At 64.0% G+C, this 20,631-nt stretch carries 21 protein-coding genes; 2 read left to right on the top strand and 19 right to left on the bottom strand.

Annotated elements, in window-relative coordinates:
* Positions 1–6: 6 nt before the first annotated feature.
* The 17 genes from AB4061_RS00330 to AB4061_RS00250 all read right to left on the bottom strand — a co-directional run bounded on the left by AB4061_RS00330 (position 7) and on the right by AB4061_RS00250 (position 18,818).
* A complete protein-coding gene (locus AB4061_RS00330) occupies positions 7–1,212 on the bottom strand; it encodes a hypothetical protein (RefSeq protein WP_441629882.1) in 1,206 nt (401 codons plus the stop codon).
* Between the two features lie 8 nt (positions 1,213–1,220).
* Positions 1,221–4,901, bottom strand: a complete 3,681-nt coding sequence (locus AB4061_RS00325) for a hypothetical protein (protein WP_441629880.1) — start codon at positions 4,899–4,901, stop codon at positions 1,221–1,223.
* Positions 4,902–4,904: 3 nt separating this feature from the next.
* Positions 4,905–5,303: a hypothetical protein gene (locus tag AB4061_RS00320; protein ID WP_441629878.1), complete on the bottom strand. Its 399-nt coding sequence runs from the start codon at positions 5,301–5,303 to the stop codon at positions 4,905–4,907.
* A complete protein-coding gene (locus tag AB4061_RS00315) occupies positions 5,300–9,109 on the bottom strand; it encodes a tape measure protein (RefSeq protein ID WP_441629876.1) in 3,810 nt (1,269 codons plus the stop codon). The genes AB4061_RS00320 and AB4061_RS00315 overlap by 4 nt, the downstream gene beginning before the upstream one ends.
* An 89-nt stretch (positions 9,110–9,198) precedes the next feature.
* Entirely contained in the window at positions 9,199–9,963 is a 765-nt protein-coding gene (locus tag AB4061_RS00310; RefSeq protein ID WP_441629874.1) for a hypothetical protein, read from the bottom strand.
* 81 nt (positions 9,964–10,044) lie between these two features.
* Positions 10,045–10,503, bottom strand: coding sequence for a hypothetical protein (locus tag AB4061_RS00305; RefSeq protein WP_441629872.1), 459 nt, complete (start codon positions 10,501–10,503; stop codon positions 10,045–10,047).
* Positions 10,500–11,201, bottom strand: coding sequence for a phage tail protein (locus AB4061_RS00300; RefSeq protein WP_441629870.1), 702 nt, complete (start codon positions 11,199–11,201; stop codon positions 10,500–10,502). The genes AB4061_RS00305 and AB4061_RS00300 overlap by 4 nt, the downstream gene beginning before the upstream one ends.
* Entirely contained in the window at positions 11,201–11,512 is a 312-nt protein-coding gene (locus AB4061_RS00295; protein WP_441629868.1) for a hypothetical protein, read from the bottom strand. The genes AB4061_RS00300 and AB4061_RS00295 overlap by 1 nt, the downstream gene beginning before the upstream one ends.
* 4 nt (positions 11,513–11,516) lie before the next feature.
* Complete coding sequence (locus AB4061_RS00290) at positions 11,517–12,512, bottom strand: major capsid protein (protein ID WP_441629866.1); 996 nt, start codon at positions 12,510–12,512, stop codon at positions 11,517–11,519.
* Between the two features lie 39 nt (positions 12,513–12,551).
* Positions 12,552–12,899, bottom strand: coding sequence for a head decoration protein (locus AB4061_RS00285; RefSeq protein WP_441629864.1), 348 nt, complete (start codon positions 12,897–12,899; stop codon positions 12,552–12,554).
* Positions 12,900–12,910: 11 nt separating this feature from the next.
* The gene (locus tag AB4061_RS00280; protein WP_441629862.1) at positions 12,911–13,978 is read right to left on the bottom strand and encodes a head maturation protease, ClpP-related; all 1,068 of its coding nucleotides are present in this window, start codon (positions 13,976–13,978) and stop codon (positions 12,911–12,913) included.
* A gap of 67 nt (positions 13,979–14,045) precedes the next feature.
* Positions 14,046–14,225, bottom strand: coding sequence for a hypothetical protein (locus tag AB4061_RS00275; RefSeq protein WP_441629860.1), 180 nt, complete (start codon positions 14,223–14,225; stop codon positions 14,046–14,048).
* A gap of 5 nt (positions 14,226–14,230) precedes the next feature.
* A complete protein-coding gene (locus AB4061_RS00270) occupies positions 14,231–15,739 on the bottom strand; it encodes a phage portal protein (RefSeq protein ID WP_441629858.1) in 1,509 nt (502 codons plus the stop codon).
* Complete coding sequence (locus AB4061_RS00265) at positions 15,739–15,960, bottom strand: phage head-tail joining protein (RefSeq protein WP_441629856.1); 222 nt, start codon at positions 15,958–15,960, stop codon at positions 15,739–15,741. The genes AB4061_RS00270 and AB4061_RS00265 overlap by 1 nt, the downstream gene beginning before the upstream one ends.
* Before the next feature lie 77 nt (positions 15,961–16,037).
* Positions 16,038–18,179 (bottom strand): phage terminase large subunit family protein, encoded by a 2,142-nt coding sequence (locus AB4061_RS00260; RefSeq protein ID WP_441629854.1) that lies wholly within the window; start codon positions 18,177–18,179, stop codon positions 16,038–16,040.
* Entirely contained in the window at positions 18,172–18,558 is a 387-nt protein-coding gene (locus AB4061_RS00255) for a DUF1441 family protein (RefSeq protein WP_441629852.1), read from the bottom strand. The genes AB4061_RS00260 and AB4061_RS00255 overlap by 8 nt, the downstream gene beginning before the upstream one ends.
* Entirely contained in the window at positions 18,555–18,818 is a 264-nt protein-coding gene (locus tag AB4061_RS00250) for a helix-turn-helix transcriptional regulator (protein WP_441629850.1), read from the bottom strand. The genes AB4061_RS00255 and AB4061_RS00250 overlap by 4 nt, the downstream gene beginning before the upstream one ends.
* Positions 18,819–19,267: 449 nt before the next feature.
* Here AB4061_RS00250 and AB4061_RS00245 point away from each other — a divergent pair, with 449 nt between their 5' ends.
* Both AB4061_RS00245 and AB4061_RS00240 read left to right on the top strand, forming a co-directional pair.
* A complete protein-coding gene (locus AB4061_RS00245; protein WP_441629848.1) occupies positions 19,268–19,537 on the top strand; it encodes a BrnT family toxin in 270 nt (89 codons plus the stop codon).
* Positions 19,521–19,811 carry a BrnA antitoxin family protein gene (locus AB4061_RS00240; RefSeq protein ID WP_441629846.1) on the top strand — a complete coding sequence of 97 codons (291 nt, stop codon included), beginning with the start codon at positions 19,521–19,523 and terminating at the stop codon, positions 19,809–19,811. Before AB4061_RS00245 ends, AB4061_RS00240 begins: the two co-directional genes overlap by 17 nt.
* 22 nt (positions 19,812–19,833) lie before the next feature.
* Here AB4061_RS00240 and AB4061_RS00235 read toward each other — a convergent pair whose 3' ends face one another.
* Together AB4061_RS00235 and AB4061_RS00230 are read right to left on the bottom strand one after the other, a co-directional pair.
* The gene (locus AB4061_RS00235; RefSeq protein ID WP_441629844.1) at positions 19,834–20,112 is read right to left on the bottom strand and encodes a hypothetical protein; all 279 of its coding nucleotides are present in this window, start codon (positions 20,110–20,112) and stop codon (positions 19,834–19,836) included.
* 19 nt (positions 20,113–20,131) lie between these two features.
* On the bottom strand, positions 20,132–20,602 hold the full coding sequence (locus AB4061_RS00230) for a hypothetical protein (RefSeq protein WP_441629842.1): 471 nt from the start codon (positions 20,600–20,602) through the stop codon (positions 20,132–20,134).
* Positions 20,603–20,631 lie beyond the last annotated feature (29 nt).

The following is a 20,631-nucleotide window of genomic DNA, read 5'->3' as shown; positions in this document are numbered from 1 at the left end:
TTCTCCTTAGCGCCACGGGCCGAACAGGTCGAACAGCGAGCAGCCGGCGTAGGCGGTTTGTCCGGGATTGCCACTGCGCACCGCCAGCAACGTCTTGCCTGGCAAGGTATCCACCCCGGTCACCAGGTCGAGGTGGTTATAGGYGAGGTTGGAGCCGGCAATCGGCAGGTGGTACAGGCCTGGGCAGGTGCCCCGCAGGCCCTTGACCGCGCCCGTCTGCTCAAGCACATAGACGGGAGTGACAAGCACCGCGCCGTCGATGGGGTTAGGAAAATTGGGCAGCGTACCGCTGGCATAGGAGGTGCTGCCGGAATAGTCATTACCCCAGTTCATAGCCCCAGTACGGAACGTCTGAATAGCGCCCCCCAGCTGCGAGTTCAGCCTCGGAAGGTACCCACTGCCGGCTCCCGGCCCGGCGCTGCCCATGCAGTAGAAGATGACCCCAGAACCGTAGCTGGTGTAGTCCGAGAGGGGGCCAACTGCAAGGCAGTTGTACTGGTCCACACTGCCTTGCGGCAGGATATCTCCGAAGAAGTAGATGATGCTGCCATTGATTGGGTTAGAGGTGTTAGGGGCCACCGCCAGGTAGAAACAGCGCTCGTCGCCAATCAGAAACCAGTTACGCGATACGGTATCCAGCCCCGTGGACTTCCCCCAATACAAGCCGCCACTCAGCTGGGCGTTGGTGGGAAACACTCCCGTGTAGGTATTGATGTCGGTCATCGCCTCGCAGCCGACTACACGCGCATGGCGGGCGGTCAAGACCCCAGTATCGTCCACGCGCATCAGCATGCCGGTGGAGAGGGGGTCGCTGGGCTTGTAGGCCCCCATGTTGGTGGCCGAGAACGGCTTGGTCCACCCAAGGGGGGTCACTTTGGCCGTGATCGTGCCGGTGGCTGTCTGATCCGAGATGCCGGTCGTGGTGAACTTGAAGGCCGTGGCCGACAGCACGGTGATGCGCACGTCCCCATTCAACCCGGCCGGCGTGGCGCCGGCCACGGTCACCACCTGATTGGTGAAGTAGCCGTGGCCGGCTGACACCGTGCAGGTGGCGACGTTGGTCGCTACCACCAGTTGGTCGAGCGTCTTCTGACCGTAGCCGTTGACCAGCACCGCATCCAGCAGGGTGATCATCGAGCCAGGGTTGCCGTACAGGACCGGTGCCGAGGCCGATGCGCTATTGAAATTCTTGACCGAAGTTGGCGTGCCCATGTCGTTCCTTATGCGTTCACGTCGCCACGGATTTGCAAACGGAAGGCGTCACTGGCCCCGCTTGCACTTGATTGCAACACCGTGCGCGCCAGCCACAGCGGGTAGTTGGCGCCGGCGGTGTTGTAGCGCAGCACGTTGCCGGCCGCCCAACCGCCACCCCAACCCAGCGCCTTGATCGTGAAGTAGGGCTGACCGGTCGCCGGATTGGTCGGCGCGCAGTCGGTGTTGATATTGCCGATCGCCACCTGGCCCACAGACTCGCCGATCACACGGAAGTTGATCGTGTCTGTGAAGACCAGCGCCCAGCGCTCCTGGATGCACGACTTGTCCGTCAGCACCAGCGGGTAGCTCGCGAAGTTGTAGGTCGAGGACGGTGAACCGCCTGACGCCGAATCTGCAAAGACATTCGCCCAAGTGGTTTGCGTAAATGACAGCGACAGCCGCGCCTGCAGATCGCCCATGATGAGCGCAGACGAAACTCGGGTTTCGTTGGCGGGATACGCATGCGTCAACTGCCGCGATAGAGTCAGCTTGCCCGTGATCTGCACATCGGTCAGCAGGCCCATGTCCTCCACGCGGTTCTCTACATAGATCGGCGCGGTCATGCCGGCCGTGCTGACGGTGGGCCCGAAGGTCAGAGTGCCGGCATCAAGGTCCGTGGCGTACATCGTCGGGTCCATCACGACCGGATTGGGCGTACTGCTGTCGATTACCCGCATCGCTGCCACGCGCACGCGGCCGACGTTCACCACCAGGGTGTTGCTCGGCGTCGTCGCTTGCTTGGCGGTGTGGTGCACCACGGCGACGTAGCCCTTCTGGAAGATCGGCACCCGGCCATCGGTCGGCAAGCGTACCGGGTCCAGGCCGAGGATCGAGCTGTCCAGCGGCAGGTACGAGTACGCGACCGCGTTGAAGACGATGGTGCTGGCAAACACCGGGTACGGCTTCATGATCTTGCCCTGCGCGTTCACCGCGCTGGCGTTATACCAGATGGCCGACTCATTGCCCGCCGCCGTCACCATCGTCCCGAAGCGCAAGTTCACCACGCCGGTCTGGTAGTTGACCGTACCAAACACGTTGGTGCCAGAGATCCAGCCCGACGAGTCAGCGGTCACCGTCACCGTGCCGCCCGTGACCGGGCTGAACTGGATCTGCAGACTGCTCGGCACCACAGGGGCGGCCGGGATGCGGAAGGTGGCGAAGTCCACCGGCTGGCCGCCCTGGGTGGTCAGCATTGACAGCAGCGAGATCGAGTTGGCGCCACCAGAGTTGAACGTGGTGATGGTCGCGTCGCCGGTGCTGTAGTTGATCGTGCCCGCCGCCGTGCCTGCGTTGGTGGTCGAGTTGAAATCGCAGTACAGCGTACCGTTCTGGTCGTAGTAGGTCTTGCCGCCCCAGGAGAACAGCACCGAGCCCGGCACGATGGCCTCGGCATACAGGTACATCAGCTTCAGGTTCCACGAAGCCATGGTCACCGTCTGCGTCTGCGCGCTGCCCGCGTCGGTCAGGTACTCGACATCGACCGTGCCGGTGGTGTCGTTCGGGTAGGTCGCGGCCGCATCGTAATACTGGATGCCCTGCAGCGTGTTCTGGTACACCGGCTCGCCGGTTGCCTGCAGGAAGCCGAAGGCGCCGTTGGCCGAGGCCGCCTTCATGTAGCCGATCAGGCGCGAGGCGAACAGCGGCTGCGCGATCTTGACCGTGATGTCCGGGGTGAATGTCACCGTGCCGGCCGAGTAGTTCACCGCGCCGTTGGTCACCGCCGTGGTCGTGCCGTCCGCGTTGTAGCGCTTCAGCACCCCCGAGGCGTCGTCCTGGGCGGTGACGTACGGGTCGGTCTTGAAGTACTGCATCTGCGCCGGGACGTTGCTGATCGTCGAGTAGTCGTTGATCAGCACGTTCCAGGTCACCTTGACCGAGCCGGCTACGATGTTCGTGTCGGGCAGCGCCAGCGACAGCTTGCCGGTGCCGTCACGCGCCGGCGAGGCGAAGTGCTGGGTCTTCTTGGTGCCCAGGTTGTAGTGCAGGGTGAACACCGTGCCGCCTGCCGGGATCGTGTTCGGACGCAAACGCAGCTCGTACTGCCCGTTGATCCAGCGCGAGAAGCCCGTGCCATCGCCGGAGAACGTCTGCGTGGCCTGATTCAACGTGGCGGTGAAGCTGCCGCCGCTCGGGTTCGGCCAGGTGATGCTGACCGTGCTCTGCACCAGTTGCTGACCAGCGGCCGGCGTGATGAAGAAGCCCACGTACGGCGTGTACGGCGTGGTGTTCGAGCGGTTGAACGTGTTGGCCGGCGAGGCCCAGGAGAACAGGATCGAGCTGGCGTCGTCCGGCAGCGCGCCGGTGGTGAGCGTCACCGTGCCGGTCGAGTACACGATGGTGCCAGCGCCCAGCGATGGGTCACTGCCCTTGATCGAGCCCGTGGCGCCGCCACCCACGTCGGTCAGCGTGTACCAGTTGCCTTGCGACATGTACGACACCGACAGCCGGCGCGGGGCCGGCGACGGTACCAGGGTCATCACGAACACGTTGACCCGGTTGGTCTGGTCGATGTCGATGGTGGCGGTGTTCTGCGCCAGGATCGGCACGCCGGCCGGCATCCACGACAGCGTGACGTTGCCGGTGGTGCCAATCGACTGCGTGAGCGTCAACAGGTTGGTGGCGTAGGTCACCGTGCCGACGACCACCCCGGAAGCGGTGATGACGAGATTGCCGGCCCCATCGTCCGACACCGGGCCCAGCGTCAGCGTGCCGGGCTTGATGGCGGTCGGTACGTAGATGGTCTGCGGGTAGGTGCCGGGAATGGTCACCACCTGCGACTGGTTGCTGGTACCGGACTGGATGGTCGGGTTGGTAGTGCCGGCCGCGCTCAGATTCGTCAGCGGCGTCTGCTGCTGCGAGCTGGGTACCAACTGCGAGAAGATCGAAGCGGCCTGTACCGACACGTCGCCCGGGTTGCCCTGCGCGGTCACCGGGGAGATGCCGTAGTAGTTGGCGGCGTTGGCGACCTGCGTGTCGCGGCAGATGCAGCCCGCCGACGAGCCCAGGTCCAGCGGCGAGGGGTCGGGGCCGGTGAACGTGTACAGCAGCTGCGAGCTGATCGTGCAGGTCACCATCACGCCGGTGAACGTTACCTGCGCACCGCCGACCACCACCGTGAACTGGCGCGTCAGGGTCGTCACGGTCTGCACGCGCACGAACTGCGAGAACTCGGTGCCCAGCCCCTCATTCTGGATCAGCACCAGGCTCTGGCCCACCTTGGGCAGGGCGTCGCCCACGCGCAGCAGCAACTGAATCGAGCGCTGGCCGGCGAGCTGGGTGCCCAGCACCTGGCCCGGCCATTTCACGCTCTTGGCGAGGTACGACTGCACGTTATTGGCGGCATCGCTGCGATGGTCGTACCACGACTTGGTAGTGAACATCGTCACCGACACAGCCGGGTCAGTCGGCTCCTTGAGCACAATGGCATGCGAGCCGAGGTAACTGTCCGTGCCGGTCACCTGCACGGAGGGGTATGCCTTGCGCAGCCCAATGCGTCCGTAGACTCGATCCAATTCCGACACGTCGGGGAACAGGTTGTTCGATACCCCGTCCACCACCTCGTTCGCCGTGATCTTGCCGCCACCGTTGTCGGTGTCCAGCAAGACCTCCGACTGCATTAGTTTGATGTCACCCGAGAGGATGGTCATGCGTCAAATCTCCATTAGCCGCAGCGTGACAAGGAACCAGTCGCCATCAACCACGTCGCTGTAATGCACGACGGGCTTGGCTTCGACCCCGGGGCCATCCTGGTGTCGGAAAATCACGGTGCGAGCCTGCCCGCGCAGTGTAAGAGTCATCTGCTGCCCTGCGACTGCGGCCCAATTTCGCAATTGATCCTTCACAGCCCCATTCATCCAGGCACTCCGATCGTCTTCGGGCTCAAGCGTGATGGGGCGGCCGGCGAGCCGCGTGGCGCTGCTGACGATGAGCGCGCCCGTAAGGGTCCGCTGCACGGTCTGCTCGACTGGGTGCCAGTTGTTCTCGTCGGACCAGTACAGGTCCGGATGCAGATCGATGGATGTGGTGCCTACCGCCAGGGTGATGCTCATGCGTTGGACCTCCCGGACAGGCTCTCAAGCTGGCGCATCACGCCCGTGAGGTTGTTTGCATCTGCCTCACTCGCGACGTTGACCGCCGTGCTCTTGCCTCCGATATTGATGTTGACGGTGCGCGTCCCTGTGCCGGGCTGCGCGGTCTTTGAGCCGGAGGTCCCTGCACCCCCCTTCGCCGCGGCGGCCTGCACTGCATCCAGGATCGATTTCGACTGGGTATATGCCGCCGTCACGCTCGTTTGGCTGTCGAGCGTGAACTGGGAGCGGTACTGCTGCATCACCTTGAAATTGAAGTCAGCCGCCTGGAAAGCCGCCTGCGCGGTCTTCAGGTCATCGGCGCCGAGCGTTCCCGCCTTCTGTTTCGCGGCCAGAGACATCAAGCCGTCGTTCTGCGACGCGGTGACCGACCCGTTCGTGTGGCTCTTGATGCGGGATTCCTGTGCCGCTCCATCGATCCGCTGCGAGTTCTCGGCTTCGATATTGCGGTTGCGGATCGCGATGATTTCGTTTTGCAGTTGGCGGATCGCCTGCTCGCCCTGCTGCGCCTCAAGCTGTTTGGCCTGCGCATTGCGGATACGCAGATCGATCTCTGCCTGCTTCTCCGGGGTGAGTTGCCCACTCACGGCGAGCTCGGCGCGCTTCGCCTCGATCTCGGCCAGGGTCGCCTTCGTCTCCGCATCAACCGCTGCCATGTGACTGCGCACCTGCTCGATCTCGATCTGCTTCTGCCGGATGCGCATTTCGGCGGCCTGCCCCACCTGCCCGTAGAGCTGCGCTTCCTGCTCCTGCGTTTTCGCCCATGCCAGGCGTCCGCGGAGGGCGATGCTCGTCTCGACTTCATCCTGGCGCAGAATCGCTACTTTGCGCGCGGCGGCGTTTGCGGTGTCAGCCAGAGCGTCGCGATACAGGCCCTCGGCGAACGCTGCGTTGCGTGCCGCTTCCGCGACAAGGGCATGCGAGCTCGCCGTGTCGGTCTCCTGCGCCCGCATCCGTGTGAGTTCGTTCGCAGCCTCCGCAGCCGCCGCACGCAACGTGTCGAGGTTGGCCGCGTTGTCCTTATACGTCTCAGAGACAAGGTGGCGCGACTGCGCCTCGATCGCCGCGGCATCGGCAGATTGCTTGGCGTGCTCGGCCTCAGCCTGCTTCTTGTCGACCAGGTCCGTGAGCGTCTTGATCTGCTCCTTCTGGTCATCGCGCAGACCACCCGACGCCGCAGCCGCAGCGTTCAGCGACTCCACCTGCGCCTTCAGGTTGTTCACCTCCTGCTGCCGCGCATCGGAGAGGCGCTGCAGTGCCGTGTGATCTGCGTCGGCGGCCTGGGCGGCGGTGCGCCTAAGCTCGATTTCGTTACCGGCCATCGTCGCCAGTTGTACCGCCGCAGCACCCTCGGCCTTCTTGGCTGCTGCCAGCTTCTCGGCAATGACGGTGTTCGCCTCGGCCTGCTTGTTGACTTCCTTGTATGCGGCCTGAATCGTGTACCAGCCTGCTGCGGAGCCAGCCGCCTGCGCGCCGGCCTGCACGGCTGCGGCGCCCGACTGGCCCTGCGCCTGTGCGTGCTCCGTTGCGGCTGCCGTGGCGGCGCGCTGCGCCTGCGCATTGGCATTCACCCCCACCACTGCGGATGCGGCCTGCGTGCCGGTCTGCACTGCTGCGGCGCCGGCCTTCGACTGCGCGGCAGTGGTCTTCTCGCCGACTCCCGCGAGGTCTTGCAGCGCTCGGCCGAACTTCGCCTGCCGCTCGATGAACTGGTCACCCAAGCGCCCCGACTCTTCAAGCGCGCCCTTGAGGTCGCCATGCACGACACCCGCCGTCAGCGTGGCGAGTTGCTTCACACCCGTGAACACGATGTCTAGGGTCGTCGATACACCCATCGCCACGGAGCCGGCAATCACGCCGACTGTGCGCAGGGACACGCCAAGCGCATCCATGGCGCCCGTGTCGCCGATGGTCTGAGCCGCCAGGGTCATCGTGTTCTTCAGGCGAGCCCACGTTGCCTGAAACCCCTGCACATCGTCCGTACCCTTCGCGATGGTCTTCGTGAGGGCGGAAGCGAGTGCCGGCAGCATGTCCGCCGCCATCACCTGTCCGTTCTCCACCATTGACGTCATCTGCTTGACCGTCAGGCCGAGCCCGTCTGCCGCGAGCTTCAGTGCACCGGGGAGCGAATCGCCCAACTGCTGCCGCAGCTCTTCCATCGACACGGTGCCCTTGCTGGCCATCTGCGACAGAGCTTCAAGCGCCAGGGCGGCGCGTTCGCTGCTGAGCCCCATCTGACCCGACATGCGCGTGACCGCAGCGAACACGTCCTCGACGACCTTTGCGGAGATCCCCGCCTGGCGAGCCGACACCGAGAATCGCAGGTACGAGTCGGAGATGGACCCAATAGCGATACCCGAACTGTTCGCAGTGGTGCGCAGGAACTCGATCTGCCGCGCGGCATCTTGCGTGCTGCCCGAGGTGATGGCGAGCGACCGGCGCAGCGATTCCAACTGCACGTTGGCATTGATGAACTTCGTCGCAAGTTCGATCCCGCCGTACGCCGCTGCCAACTGCCCAAACGCGTTGGTCACCAGGCGCGAGGCTGTCGAGGTCTTATTCATCGCCTCGGGCACATCGTTCAGCGAATTCTTCAGCGCCTCGATGCGCCTCTGCGCGCCGGCAAAGGCACGATCGAACTCAGCCCCGCTCACCGACGCATCGTTCGCCAGAACATGCAGTGCCGCGTTGACCTTGCTGATCTCCAATTCCACCGACCGCGCCGAGCGCACGCCGGTCTGCGCAAAGGCATCGTCGAGCGCCTTGCGCGCCTGCGCCGAACCCTTGACGAAATCGCTGTATTGCCGCTCTGCGGCGATCTTGGCGTCGGTCGCGTTCCTCGCCAGGCGGGCGGATTCTGCGTACTGCGTGCGCTCGGCATCCAATTGCTCGCGCGCCGCAGCGGCGAGCCGGTACCGATTGTTCTGCTGGATGGTGGCGAGGCGATCTTCCTCCGCGGCGGCCTGCTTGGCGAGTTCCGCCGCAGCGGATTCCGCCTGCCGGCGCTCGACCAGGGCGGCCTGCTGCTGCTCGACGGCCGCCGCCGTGTCCGCGAACGCCTTGCGCACATCCGCCTGCGCCGTAGCCACGTCCTCAGACGCGACACCCGTCGCCTTCAGCGCGGCCTGCGCCTCGTTCAACGCCGCATTACGCTGCGTCAGCTCCCGTGTGGTCGCCTTGACCTCGGCATTCGCGAGTTTGCTCTGCGCCGACAACTGCTGCTCGGCATCAGCAGCGCCCTTCGTGGCCTGCTGCGCCGCTACCAGGGCATCCCTCTTGTCGCGTAGCGCGGCCTTCGCGTCGAGGATTGACAGGTTGAGCGCCTGCACCTGCTGCTTGTAATCAGCGCTCTGCTTCCCCGTATCGTCGTACTCGAGTTTCAGCCGCGCCAGGGCGTCCCGCTTTTCGGCGATGCCACGCTGTGCGTCCCGCACTTCCTGTTTCGCCTGCGCCTCGGCCACCTGGAATTCACCAGTCGTCACGGAGAGCTCGCGCAGCTTGCCATTCAGCTCGCCGGCACTATCGGCCGATTTCTTCTGCTCGACAGCCAGTTGCTCGATCTCGTGTCGGAGATCGGAGAAATTCTGGACTGCTGTGGCTTGGCCGGAAAGGCGATCAAGTTCGGCTGCCAGGCGCTGAAACTCCGGCGCGGCGTCGCCGCCCTGCTTCGCGAGATTGCGAACGTCGTCAGCGAGCTTCCGAATGCTCTCGGCGCCGTCAGTCGAAGCAGTAACCCGTAGGGATACGTCGGTGTTATTGTCTGCCATAGCGGCCTGCGGAGAGTGATGAGGTGGGTGAGCGTCAGCGCCCTCACCGCGCGCCCAAGGGCGAGTGCCCCGGGCGTGCGCCTACCGCTTTAGGTCGCGGTGCTGAGCAGCTTGACGTTGTACGGCTCGGTGCGGCCGGCCGGCGTCTTCAGGCGACCCGGTAGCGTGACCGTAGCGAAGTCGTTCTGGAGAAAGTCAAATGCGCTGTTCGAGGCGACGACACCTTCGTAGATGTCGACGATCACGGGCAGTTGGTCGGCAAAGTTGATGCCATCCAGTCGGAACTTGGCGCGGATTTGGCTGTTGGTCGAGCCGTTGATTTGCGTGCCAGTGACCGCGTTGTACGCGCCACTGACCTTGAGCGCTGCGCCATCGGCGATCGCGCCGCCGATCAGGGGTCGAATCCAGCCCATACGCCAGTTGACTTCGTAATCGGTGCCGAGCACGTAGGTGACCGTTGCGCCCGTGTTCTTGACAGCGAACCCGGTCTGCGAGAAGTTGGTGTTGGGCAGTTCGGACCACGAGCCCAACTTGGCGGTCACCGGCTGGTCGGTCATGGTGCCCGCCGCAGTGTTGATGTCCACTGTGGTGCCCAGCAACGCGATCGCCAGCGACTCTTTGTTGACTTCCGGGAGTTCGACGGTGAACTCGGTCGGCTTCGGCAGCGTGACCGTCTCGATCACCTGGCCGTAGGTGCTGCGGCCTCGCGAAGCCAAGTCCTTGATGTCCACGGACGGCTTGATTTCGAACTTTTTGGCTTCATACGGACCTTGGAAGGCGTCGTATGCAGCCGTGACGGGGTTGTAGCGGGCGATGTAAAGATCGCCAGCGCCAAGAAATCCACGAGCAGACATAGGGGTATCTCCGATAATCGCCACACTGGCACGGTGGAAGTGTGGCGATCCGGGGGTCTACCCGCCTGCGGGGGAATTTCGTCAGGGGTTGGTCAGGTCTTCGGTATAGAAAACCGTGATATGGATGCCGGCGAACACCATGCTGGCACCGTCCTCGCGCGCACCCATGACGCGCCCCTTGTAGTTGAGCGCCTTCACCTTGCCATTCAGGCGCATGCCGTGCTTCGGCTCGCCGGAGAAGATCGCGCGCTTCAGGTCTGCGATCATCAGGTGGGCCTTGTCGTTCGGGTTATCCGGATCGCAGGCATCATGCGATTCGAACACGTAGGCCTGCTCGATGCCTACTGCGGTGAGACTGTCGTCGGTCTTCGGCGAGTCGTTGCCCTCAACCAGAATCGTGCACGGAAGATGCGTTTCTTCGTCCAGGCGGCGCTTGCCGCGGAACACATGCCTGCCGATGTCGGTGGCATAGCCGTTCACCTTGGTGATCTTGGCGATACGCGTGGTCAGTTCTGCCGCGATGTCGCTTGCTTTGCTCATGCCAGTGCCTTCTTCAGTTCGTCGGTCGTGAGCGTCACAACAGTCTTGCTCAGGCGGTCCGACACGTTTGTCAGGAACGTCGTGTCCAGGGCGGCCCGGAACAACTGGTAGACCGAGGGGCCATATAGCACCTCGATCTTGCGGCGAGTGCCTGGCACGCGCTTGGCGGTCAGGAGATTGCCGTTGCGCCCGTGGATAACGAACGCATAACTGATCGGCTTGCGGCTGCCGCGCGTCACCTCGACGGAGAGGCCCGCTTGCTTCATATTGACCGGGATGCCACGGCTCTCGTCGCCCGTGCGGAGCTTCCAGGGGAGCATCGCGCCGGCCTTGCGCGGATTCTTGCCCATCTTGCCTGGTGTGAACGAGCCGTTCGGGAACCGCACGGGCTTCGTCAACTGCTGTGCGCCGTAGCGTGTCAGCGTCGAGTGCTCGCGGCGCGCGGTAACCACTGCAGTCGGCTTCACCGTGTCCGTGGCCGGCGTGAACGTCATGTTCGCCTGCAGATAGGCGTCTGTCAGGTTGATGCCCTCGTTCATCTTTTTGCGGGCGTCGTTGAAGGCTTGCTCGGCAACGGTATTCACCGCCGTCATCGCGGCGCGGCCGAGCGCGGCACCGTCAATACGACTAAGCGACTGCGCGACCTCTTCGAGCGCGACGGTATCCACTGTGACCGAGAAACTGCTGAGACGTGCCATTACACACTCCGGAGGATGTACCGCGCGGTGTACCCGTTCTCTTCGAAGGATGGCGAGTCAATCGCGTATGCCTGCCCGGGGATCGGGATACCGGCGGCATCGACGAACACCAAGGGGTCGCCGATGCGCGGCTTGAGGGACTTCAGCATCGTGGCCACCGAGCGCGAATAGACCATCTGCCCGTCGTTTCCGGCAACCTCGACGTTGTGCTCGATATTGACTCGGCACCCTTCCGCAGTACGCAAAACCGCATCCTCACCCAATCGAGCGAGGATGCGGTCAGCGAGGCGGTTGAACGCGCTCAGTGCCACGCGATTACGAGATCGAGAGCTCGATCAGCGCGTCGGGGCGGGTGCAGAAGGTGATCGGGTTCGACTGCGCCTCGATCTCCACGCCCTTGTTGAACTCCATCAGTTCCTGCTTGGCGTAGTACGGCAGGCCGATGGTGTTCACCGTCTCCATGTAGTCGGCCGGCGCGTAGGTAGTGCTGAACAGGTCAGGCACGCCCTCGGGAACCATGTGCGCCTTGCCGTCTGCAATGAACGACTGTCCGCTGATGTTGCCACGGTACTCTTCCCAGTACGCCCCCGCGAACTTGAAGCCACCACGCAGGTCTTCCTGGAGTTGGGCGCGATCCTGGAAGTTGTCCCATGCGCGCTGCACGGCCGGGTGATCAACGAAGGCGTCGAAGAACGACGCCGAGCACAGAACGCGGATGCCAGAATACTCCATGCCGCCGAGCTTCTGCTCCATCGTGCGTTTCGCACCGACGACCACCGAGCGGACCTTGGTCGCATCGACGTTGAGGTTCAGCGCCTTGGTCGTCTTGGTGAGGCCGAACGTCTGAAACAAGTCCAGCAGCACCGAGCCGTCCGAATCGAGCACCTGACCCTTGACGGCGCCCATGCGCTGCCACTCGATCGTGGTGTCAATATTGCGACGCAATTTCACCAGGCGCTTGTTCACCAGGGTCTGGACAGTCATTTCGTCGCTCTCGCTGCCGAATGCGCGCACGTTCTGCACCTCGTCAGCGTTGATGGTCGCCCGCTGCGGCAGGTGGACGGACGGCAAGGACACCAGCTTGCGCTTGTCCGCCTTTTCCGGGCGCCCAGGAGCACCGCGGGAGCCAGACGGGATCAGGCTGATAGTGGTGCCCTCGCGCTCCAGCATCAGCGCGGTGGTGGTGACACCCTCTTCCGAGAACCAGCCGAGTTGCGCCAGGCGCTTCGGCTGATACGGGATGTCATTGATCGCCTTGGTGAGCGACACGACGCCGAAGGCGTCGTTCTGGAAAATATCGAGTGCCGGCATGTTGCGGTTCTCCTGAAATTGGGTTGTCGTTACCGCGGCTTAGTCGCGGACGATGATGCCGACAGCGGCGAGTTCGACGCGTGCGGGCGCATCCAGGCCGACCAGCGCATAGGATGCAACTTCTGCCTGGCGGGCGACGATGGTGGCCTTCTGATCGACGGTCAGGTCGGGTGCATGGGCATACAAGATCGCCACTGCGGTCTGCGAGCCGTCCGTGTTCGCGTTGTTGTACGGTACGTACTTGCCGCTCGCGGTGAGCTTGCCGAGCACCGTGCCGGCCGACATCTCGGGTGCGGAAGCGTCAATGGTCACTTGCTCGCGGCTGTAGGTATCCTCATCGTCCAGCAGGAACTCAGCCGTGTGCAAGCCTTCGGTGTACATCGTCATGACTCAACTCCTTATTGATATGCCTTGTGGCGCGCAGCCCAGATGCCAGAAGCGCTCACCGCCTCGGGCTGCGCAGCCTTGGCGGACGAATTCTTGGAACGTGCGGCCGTGTCGATCTGAACCTGTTCGTCCTGCGTCGCACGCCGGTTGACCAGGTTCTCGCGCACCTTCTCGACCGACGTGCGCGCATGGATGAATGCCGCCGCGTCGTCGGGCCGCTTTGCAAGTGCGCACAGCGCCTGGATCTCGCGGGCTTCCTCGATGCGCGCCTTCACTTCGCCGATGTCGCCGGTGGCGAGAGCCCAGTGCGCGGCAAATCCCTGCACGCCGGCTGCCGTTGCCAGGTTGAGCACCTGATCAGCGAACGGCGTAGCAGCAACGGCGGCAGCAGCTGCGGCTTGAGCGGCGGCAGCTGCTTCTGCGGCCGCGGCGGCTTCTGCGGCGGCTTCTGCGGCAGCAGCTTCGGCGGCAGCGGGGTCCGCGACCGCCTTGAATACCGCCTGGATGTTCGCCGGCAGGCGGTCGATGTCGTAGCTGGCGGTGACCGTCAGCGCAGCCTCGACCTCATCGGCAAAGCCCTGCGCAAGCGCATCTTCGGCGCTCAGCCATGTCTCGGCATCCAGCAGCGCCTTCACCTCGGCCTCCGAGCGCCCAGTGCGCGCGACGTAGGTGGCGATCAGCGATGCGTTGATCTTGTCGAGCACGTCGGCCATGCCGCGCATATCGGCGGCATTGCCAAACACGCCATTCATGGGGTTGTGCACCATCATGAAAGCGTTCGCCGGCATGACCCGCTTGTCGCCGGCCATCGCCAGCAGGCTCGCCGCGCTGGCGGCAATGCCCATCACCTTCGTGGTGATCTCCGCGCCGGTGCCGCGCAGCGCATTGAACATCGCCAGGGCGTCGAATACCGAACCGCCCGGCGAGTTGATCGAGAGCGTGAGTTGCTTCACATCGCCGAGCGCCTTAAGGTCAGCGATGAAGCTCTTTGCGGTAACGCCCCACGCGCCGATCTCGTCGTAGACGGAGATTTCGGCGGGCGCGTCAGCCTTTGCGGTGATCGTGTACCAGGTCTTCATGGCAGTCCTCTGAATGATGCGGATTGTGGTTTTCCGCAAGGCGAACCGCCTGCGGGCGGATTTCGTGTCAGTCCGTTTGGCGGCGCCGCACCTTGTCCCGGATGAAAACGTACATCTGAAGGCCCGTGTAGACGAACGTCATCCAGAGCAGCAGGGTCGGGATGGCGTTGGTCAGCCATTGCAAGAACCCGATGACTGCTGCCGGCGCCGCCTTACCCAACTCTGTGATCAAGTCTCGAAAACTCATCACGGCTATTTCCCTCTTTTGGTGTTCGGGTTGTGGCCGGGCGGCACCGCACCCCCGCTATCTCCGGCTGGAGCTGCTGCGCCGGCCTGCGGAGCAGTGGTTGGCAGCCCAAGCTCTTCGGCTCGCTTAAGATCTGCCGCGCGCTCGGCGTCCACCGTCTCGGGGTCATCCCCGCGCTCGGCGATGACGCTGGACCGGGACCGGAAGCCGCTATCGACCTCCATCTGTTTGCCCTGAACGTCCTGAACCGGGTGGATGTACTGCCAGCCATGCGGTGCCCATTCGACAGCGGTGGCGTCGGCAATGGCCGACCGCGGAATCGCCCCGACCAGGGCGGCCTGATCGACCCATGCGTCGCGCACGCGCTGGCAGAACATAGGAATGAGGACGTGCCACTGGCGTTGCTCAGCGAAGCGTCGGAACTCTTGGATGATGACGCGCAAGGTCCGGTCTGACACGTTGATGATGTCCCCGGAAAGCACCTCGTATGGCACGCCCTGGCCTGCCGATGTGGCGAGATTCTGCGTGCGCATGTACTCGCTGTACGTCGTGCCAGCGTCGGGCGGGCTTGAGAACACGACCTTTTCACCTGGCGCCAGCTCCTGCGAAATGCCCGGCTGCAGGCCAGCGAGCGGCATGCCGTCCGCGCCATACCCGATGAGTTGCCCGCTGAGCGGATCAACACCGTCAGCGCCGACTGTCGGCATCGCCTTCTCGACGAACATCGCGAACAGGTTGGCGAGCTTCTGGCGCTCCAATACCGCATCGTCGAAGTCGGCCACGTTGCGCAGGCGCGCCAGCACCGAGGCGAACTCAGGCACTCCGCGAAGCTGCCCCGGACGCTTCGGCTCGAAGATATGCAGCATCTCGGCCGCCGGCACGCGGACCAGGTGCGACTTGTCGATCGTCTCGGTGGTGAAATCGGTGGGGTGCGCGCGGTAGACCCAGTAAGCGGTGCGAGCACCGATGCGATCAAGCTCAATTCCCTGGCGGATGCGGTTTCCGGTCGGCATGCCAGGCCAATAGTCGGAATCGAACTGAGGCACGAAGTCGGATTCGATCAATTGAACCTGGAGCGGCACCTCCATCGAACCCTTGCGGCGGTAGCGCATGCGCGCGAATACCTCACCAGACTCGATCCAGGCGCGAGTCCCCATAGCCTGTTGGGCATAGAAATTGAGCACGCCATCGGCGTCGGACTGCTTGACCCATCGGTCCCACAGTTCGGTGACGACCTTTTTCAGTTCCTTGTCGGCGATCTTCTTGGCGCGCGGCACGATGCCGGTGCCGATAAGGTTTGTCACCCACCGCTGAGCACCAGCCGAGGCGGTCCAGTCGTTCCGGCCGGCGTCGCGCGCCCGGTCGCGTACCTTTGTGGCCGACAGCAGCACCCGATTCGGGCCGGCGTTGGGGGCATTCCAGCCGCGCATGCGCCGGCCGTTTCCGCCCGCGTCGTAGCGCGCGACGATCTGCGCGACCTGGCGTGCGATGGCAGTTTTGATGCGGCCGATCATCAGTACCCCCGCCCGCTCTGGTAGAGCAAGGTGCGGCGACGCTGCGGCGTGCCGCTCGCCTCGGCGTCGGCAATCGCCTTCTGTTGCATCAGGTCGTTGCGTGCCTGGATCATCTCGGCGATGCTGTAGTAGGTGATGCTCTGGCTGCCGAGCGTGACCCGCCGCTCGCCCGAGGCGATGGCGGTGTTCAGCGCATCGATGTCCGTTTGAGTGACTGGCATGCGGCGTGCACCTGTGGATAGAAGCACGCCGATTGTGCTGTGGGGTCCGCAGCCCCGCCTGCGGCCAGATTTCGCCTTCAGCCTAGGTACGGGGACCGAGCAACGCGGCGCCGGGCGAGCTGCGGGGCCGCCTGTGACGTGCTGGCCGGCGCAGGAGGCACGGGTTCGTTCGCCTTCATCTCGCGCCGATCCTCGGTCGTGATGAGTTCGCTGTTCTCGGCTAGGGGGCGCGCCCAGGTGGGTGTAAGGTGCATCTCGCCCCATTTCAACTTGTCGAGTCCGAGGCGCAGGCAGCCAGCGCGGATGTACGCCGCTAGGTCCAGCGCTTCATTGCGCTTGCGCACCTGCGACCAGGTACCGTTCGGCATGCGCACCTCCGACCGGAGCAGCTCGTCGAAGAACGCTTGCGCCGGCCACTTCGGCAGGTGGATGTAGCCGGGCCCGGCCGACTGACGCTTGAGCCCAGTCCACACCGCATCTTTCAGCAGGTTCGGGTTGAGGTTATAGAGCGGCACGTCGCCCTCTTTCCCGTTCTTGCCGCCAACCATCGACTCACGGATCATCGGCGCTGTGCGCAACGAGGCGCCTTTCACTAGCATGATCCGCTGCGCGTACCCCTGCTGCCGCATGCGACGGAACCAATCGTATGCCTTGTCGGTTACGCCATCCTCGCCGCCCGAGTCCACCACGGTCAGCTTGACCCGCAGTTCCTTCCCCTCGATGCTGGTGCGGTACGTCGCGCGCACGATGTGCTCGGTGAGCATATCCCAGTCCTCAGCGTAGGACGCCGGGTCGATCGGGGCCATGCCGCCCATCCCCTCGCGCGCCGACTCGGTGATGTTGTAGCGGTCCACGGGCCACTGCTCGAGGTGCGGCCCGATCGCGTGCACCTGCACCACGAAGCGCGCGTTGGTGCCGCCCTGCACGTCCACGGCGGCGATTAGGCAGCGCGTCTCGTCGGGGACGACATACCGTTCAAGCGCCCCATCCTTCCGGCTCTCCGGGTCGTTCGTGTCGGCCGCCGCGTTCGCCAGGTGCCGGCTCATGTACGGCATGCCCTGGTCGACGTTGGTCGTGTTCTTTAGCGGTTCCTCGTCCCCGCTGAGCTCGTACTGCCGGAGCGCCTGCAGATAGCGCAACAGCAGGGACTTCCACGACTGGAACGCTGCGGCCACGCCGCCGAGCCAATAGCCGGCGACGGGTGAAGTAACCGCTTCGCCGATGATCTCATCGTCTGCGGTGATCTGCGCGCCATCGGGGAGCCAGATACCATTGCGATTGAGCTCGGGCTTCCGCTTCGGCAGGTGCATCGAGCCGCAGTGCGGGCAAACGATGAAGTTGTAGGTGTCGGCGAGCGCATTGATGTCGCCCTCGCGGGCCGCCTGACCCAGTTGATCCTCGGGCGGGAGGTTGAACAGGCCGAGCCCGGGTTCCGCCTCAAACCAGTTGCGGCAGTCGAGGCACTTCCAGTACCAGCGCCGCCGGTCACTGCCGTTGTACAGGCCGAGAATGCCGTTCGTTGGGGGCGCCTCGTGCGGTGTGACCGGCCGCCAGTTGGGATCGGTCAGGTCGCGCCCCGGGGACGACTCGGCCAGAGCCATGCCGCGCGACATGAATGTGGTCGTGCGCTTGAGCCCGAGTGGGAACGGTGCACCCTCGCCTCCAATGTCGTCCGGCATCCGGTCCAAGTCGGTGAAGGCGACGTAGCGATAGGTCGAGCTCGATAGGTTGGAGACAGTCGGCCAGCCGATCTTCAGCCACATGCCATGCTTGAACTGCTTGTCATGCACGGTGTCGTCCTGGCTCGACCTGCTCTTCATCTTCTCCAGGTTTGGGGAGTGCCGGAGTGCGCGGTCGATGTCCGTCTTGCTGAACTCACGGGCCTTGTCCTGCGACATCTGCACGAACAGCATGTCGCCCGGGTCGTTGACGACGGCGTGCGCCATCCAGCCCAGCAGCATCGCGGCGGTCTTGCCGGTTCGCGCCGGGCCGACGAACGCCACCGCCTCGTGGCGCCGGCTGGCGAGCATATTCATCGGCTCAACCATGTAGGGCGTCTCGTCGGGCGACCATGACATGGCCGGCCCGCCGGTCTGCTTGATGATCAGGTTCTGAGCTGCTCCCTCGGCGACCGTCATCCGCTTCGGCGGACGAAAGGCGGCATATGGACTGATGACATCCGCCAGCGCCATGTCGTAATGCTCAGAATCCTCAAGCATCGTTGACCTCCATCCGCTCAAAGACGGTTGCCAATTCGCCAAGCGCCTCATCGATCTGGCGACCGACCTCTTCCGCTACCTCGGGAGCCAGGGCAAGGCGGCGCTCAAGGTGATCGGGCAGGGAGCGCAGCGTCTGCGCGATGGCGGCGTAAGCCGTCGCGGTAGCCTGGATGACTGCGGCGCGCGCGACGTACTCGCCGCTCTTGATCTTGAACTCCAGCTCGTTCAGGTCAGCCTTTGCTGACTCGTTGCGCGCCCGCGCCTCGTCGAAGGCCTCGATCGCCTCAGGCTTCACGTAGTCCTTGGGCTTCCGGCCGGCGCCGGGCCGGGCCCCTCCGTGCCCGTTCCCGCCCCTGGATGTATCGATGGACTCGCTCATGCCGGGCCGCCCTCATGGGCAGGTTGATCTGCGGCCGGCGCATTGGAATTGACGGCCGCCACCCCTTGAAGCCAGGCATGGAGTTCAGCTGCCCGCACGAACAGCATGCCGCGACTTCCCAGCCGCAACAGTGTGAGCGGCGCCTCGCCACGCTTGATGGCTGACTCCAGCAGGTCAGCAGAAATGCCAACCAAAGCAGCCGCCGCGGCGATCCTGTAGAGCCCGGGCGGCGCCGATGCGCCAACTTGATTTCGGTCCATGCCGCCAATGCTGCGGTTATGGGGTGTCTCGGTGCCTGCGGGCGGATTTCGGAGTTAAGGAATGGGTTTCGGGGTTATGCCGGTGGATTGAGGGCCAATGGCGGCCTGCCGGGGCCGATAGGGGCTGGCCATCCCCACCGAATCAAGATTGGAAATACGAAAAACTCTCGAAGACCGCGCCTCTTCGGCCCCGCACGTTGCCCGAGCCCGTCAGGGTCCCCCGCATGCCGAGCCAAGCGCGCGACTGGTTCCACCCGGCATGGCGTGAACGCTCATCCGTAGGCAGACATGTGCCAGTTGGCTGGTGCGGCTGCCGATGGCTGTCTTGCCATGGCGACCTTGCATGGGGCCCCTCACGCAGCTGCGGAACGACATCGAATATAGTTATGCTTATCTGTAGCTACAAATAATCCTTGCACTATCTATTTTGTGTAGCTACACTAATTCATATGGACATCACATACGACCCGGCCAAGAGCGAATCCAACCGCGCCAAACACGGCGTCTCGTTAGAATTGGCCCGTGAATTGGACTGGTCGGCAGTGATGGCCTATCCGGACGCGCGCCACGATTATCGTGAACTTCGTGAGATCGGGTTCGGTGTTATTGACCAGCGGCTGTATTGCGTAGTGTTCACGCAGCGGGGTGATGCGATGCACGTTATCAGCCTGCGCCGCGCCAACAGACGAGAGGTAAAGGCGTATGTCGAGCAAGCCTAGGATCATCATGCCGACGGATGAAGAGGACGCGGCAATCAACCGCGGGATCGCCGCCGACCCGGACACCTACGAGGTGCCGGCCGAGGACTTCAAGAAGATGAAGGCGCTAGGGAAGCGGGGCCGCCCGCGCAGTGAAACGCGCAAAGTGCTCGTCTCAGTGCGTTATGACGTGGACGTTGTTGAGGCGTTCCGCACCCAGGGAGAAGGCTGGCAGACGAAGATGAACGATGCACTGCGGGAATACGCGAGAGAGCACGACCTGCTGCCCCAATAGGATCAAATTCCAGTAATCTCGATCAATCTGGAATCGCGTTGAGTTCAGCGACGGTATGGCGCGCGGCGTACATTGCGTGGCACGCGGCAGTGTAGTGGCTCCAGGTCTTGCCGATCTCAGCTAACCTTGCCCCGATGCACACGCGAACCGTCGCATGGAGCCCATCAGAAACTGCGGGGTCGGCCGGACCTGCCGCGACCACAACGAAGTCAGCGAGGCTTACAAGACCCATCATGTCGAGCCCATGCTGCGCGATGAGGCGGCCACGCACCGCTTCCAGTTCCTCGGCTGTCACGCTCATTGGATCACCCCGCCGGCCATTACTGTGGATCAGGAAGAGGCAGCAGCAGCTGCGCCGGGTGGCTGGCCTGCTTGGGGTGGGCGGCCTTGGCCGTGCCCCGTGGACTGCGAACTCGCGTACGCACGAGCAGCAGGATCAGACCCGTCTGCTCTATCCTGGTGCGCAGTTGCTGCACTCGGCGTTCAGTGATGCCGAATTCAGCAGCGATTTCGCGCGGGCCGGCGCCGCAACCCAACCGTTCGGCAATCAGGCGGTCTCGGCGGTCCATCTCTTCCAGATGTCCACCGGGGACCGACAGCGTGGTGCCGCCGTACTCAGTCACCAGGCGGCGGAATGCGGGCAGGCCGATCAGTCGGGCTACCGCATGGTCTTCTGTAGCGGTAGCAGGCACATAGAGGTTGGCGCCGCCGAACCAGGCGACCAGACGCGAGGTGGCCGTGTAGCCGATCTCGGCTGCCACGTCCTCGAGAGTGCCGTTCGCCCGCTCCATCTGGCGCTATCCCTGTGTCTGGCTGGGGC

The organism is Cupriavidus sp. YAF13 (assembly GCF_052113425.1).
In the GTDB taxonomy this organism is placed as follows: domain Bacteria; phylum Pseudomonadota; class Gammaproteobacteria; order Burkholderiales; family Burkholderiaceae; genus Cupriavidus.
Note: the sequence above shows the minus strand (reverse complement) of the source record. Positions and strands in the feature narration are given on the sequence as shown.

Coding starts and splice junctions, on each gene's coding strand:
- AB4061_RS00325 (WP_441629880.1), bottom strand. CDS start 4,901: ATGACCATCCTCTCGGGTGACATCAAACTAATGCAGTCGGAGGTCTTG.
- AB4061_RS00320 (WP_441629878.1), bottom strand. CDS start 5,303: ATGAGCATCACCCTGGCGGTAGGCACCACATCCATCGATCTGCATCCG.
- AB4061_RS00315 (WP_441629876.1), bottom strand. CDS start 9,109: ATGGCAGACAATAACACCGACGTATCCCTACGGGTTACTGCTTCGACT.
- AB4061_RS00310 (WP_441629874.1), bottom strand. CDS start 9,963: ATGTCTGCTCGTGGATTTCTTGGCGCTGGCGATCTTTACATCGCCCGC.
- AB4061_RS00305 (WP_441629872.1), bottom strand. CDS start 10,503: ATGAGCAAAGCAAGCGACATCGCGGCAGAACTGACCACGCGTATCGCC.
- AB4061_RS00300 (WP_441629870.1), bottom strand. CDS start 11,201: ATGGCACGTCTCAGCAGTTTCTCGGTCACAGTGGATACCGTCGCGCTC.
- AB4061_RS00290 (WP_441629866.1), bottom strand. CDS start 12,512: ATGCCGGCACTCGATATTTTCCAGAACGACGCCTTCGGCGTCGTGTCG.
- AB4061_RS00285 (WP_441629864.1), bottom strand. CDS start 12,899: ATGACGATGTACACCGAAGGCTTGCACACGGCTGAGTTCCTGCTGGAC.
- AB4061_RS00280 (WP_441629862.1), bottom strand. CDS start 13,978: ATGAAGACCTGGTACACGATCACCGCAAAGGCTGACGCGCCCGCCGAA.
- AB4061_RS00275 (WP_441629860.1), bottom strand. CDS start 14,225: ATGAGTTTTCGAGACTTGATCACAGAGTTGGGTAAGGCGGCGCCGGCA.
- AB4061_RS00270 (WP_441629858.1), bottom strand. CDS start 15,739: ATGATCGGCCGCATCAAAACTGCCATCGCACGCCAGGTCGCGCAGATC.
- AB4061_RS00265 (WP_441629856.1), bottom strand. CDS start 15,960: ATGCCAGTCACTCAAACGGACATCGATGCGCTGAACACCGCCATCGCC.
- AB4061_RS00260 (WP_441629854.1), bottom strand. CDS start 18,179: ATGCTTGAGGATTCTGAGCATTACGACATGGCGCTGGCGGATGTCATC.
- AB4061_RS00255 (WP_441629852.1), bottom strand. CDS start 18,558: ATGAGCGAGTCCATCGATACATCCAGGGGCGGGAACGGGCACGGAGGG.
- AB4061_RS00250 (WP_441629850.1), bottom strand. CDS start 18,818: ATGGACCGAAATCAAGTTGGCGCATCGGCGCCGCCCGGGCTCTACAGG.
- AB4061_RS00245 (WP_441629848.1), top strand. CDS start 19,268: ATGGACATCACATACGACCCGGCCAAGAGCGAATCCAACCGCGCCAAA.
- AB4061_RS00240 (WP_441629846.1), top strand. CDS start 19,521: ATGTCGAGCAAGCCTAGGATCATCATGCCGACGGATGAAGAGGACGCG.
- AB4061_RS00235 (WP_441629844.1), bottom strand. CDS start 20,112: ATGAGCGTGACAGCCGAGGAACTGGAAGCGGTGCGTGGCCGCCTCATC.
- AB4061_RS00230 (WP_441629842.1), bottom strand. CDS start 20,602: ATGGAGCGGGCGAACGGCACTCTCGAGGACGTGGCAGCCGAGATCGGC.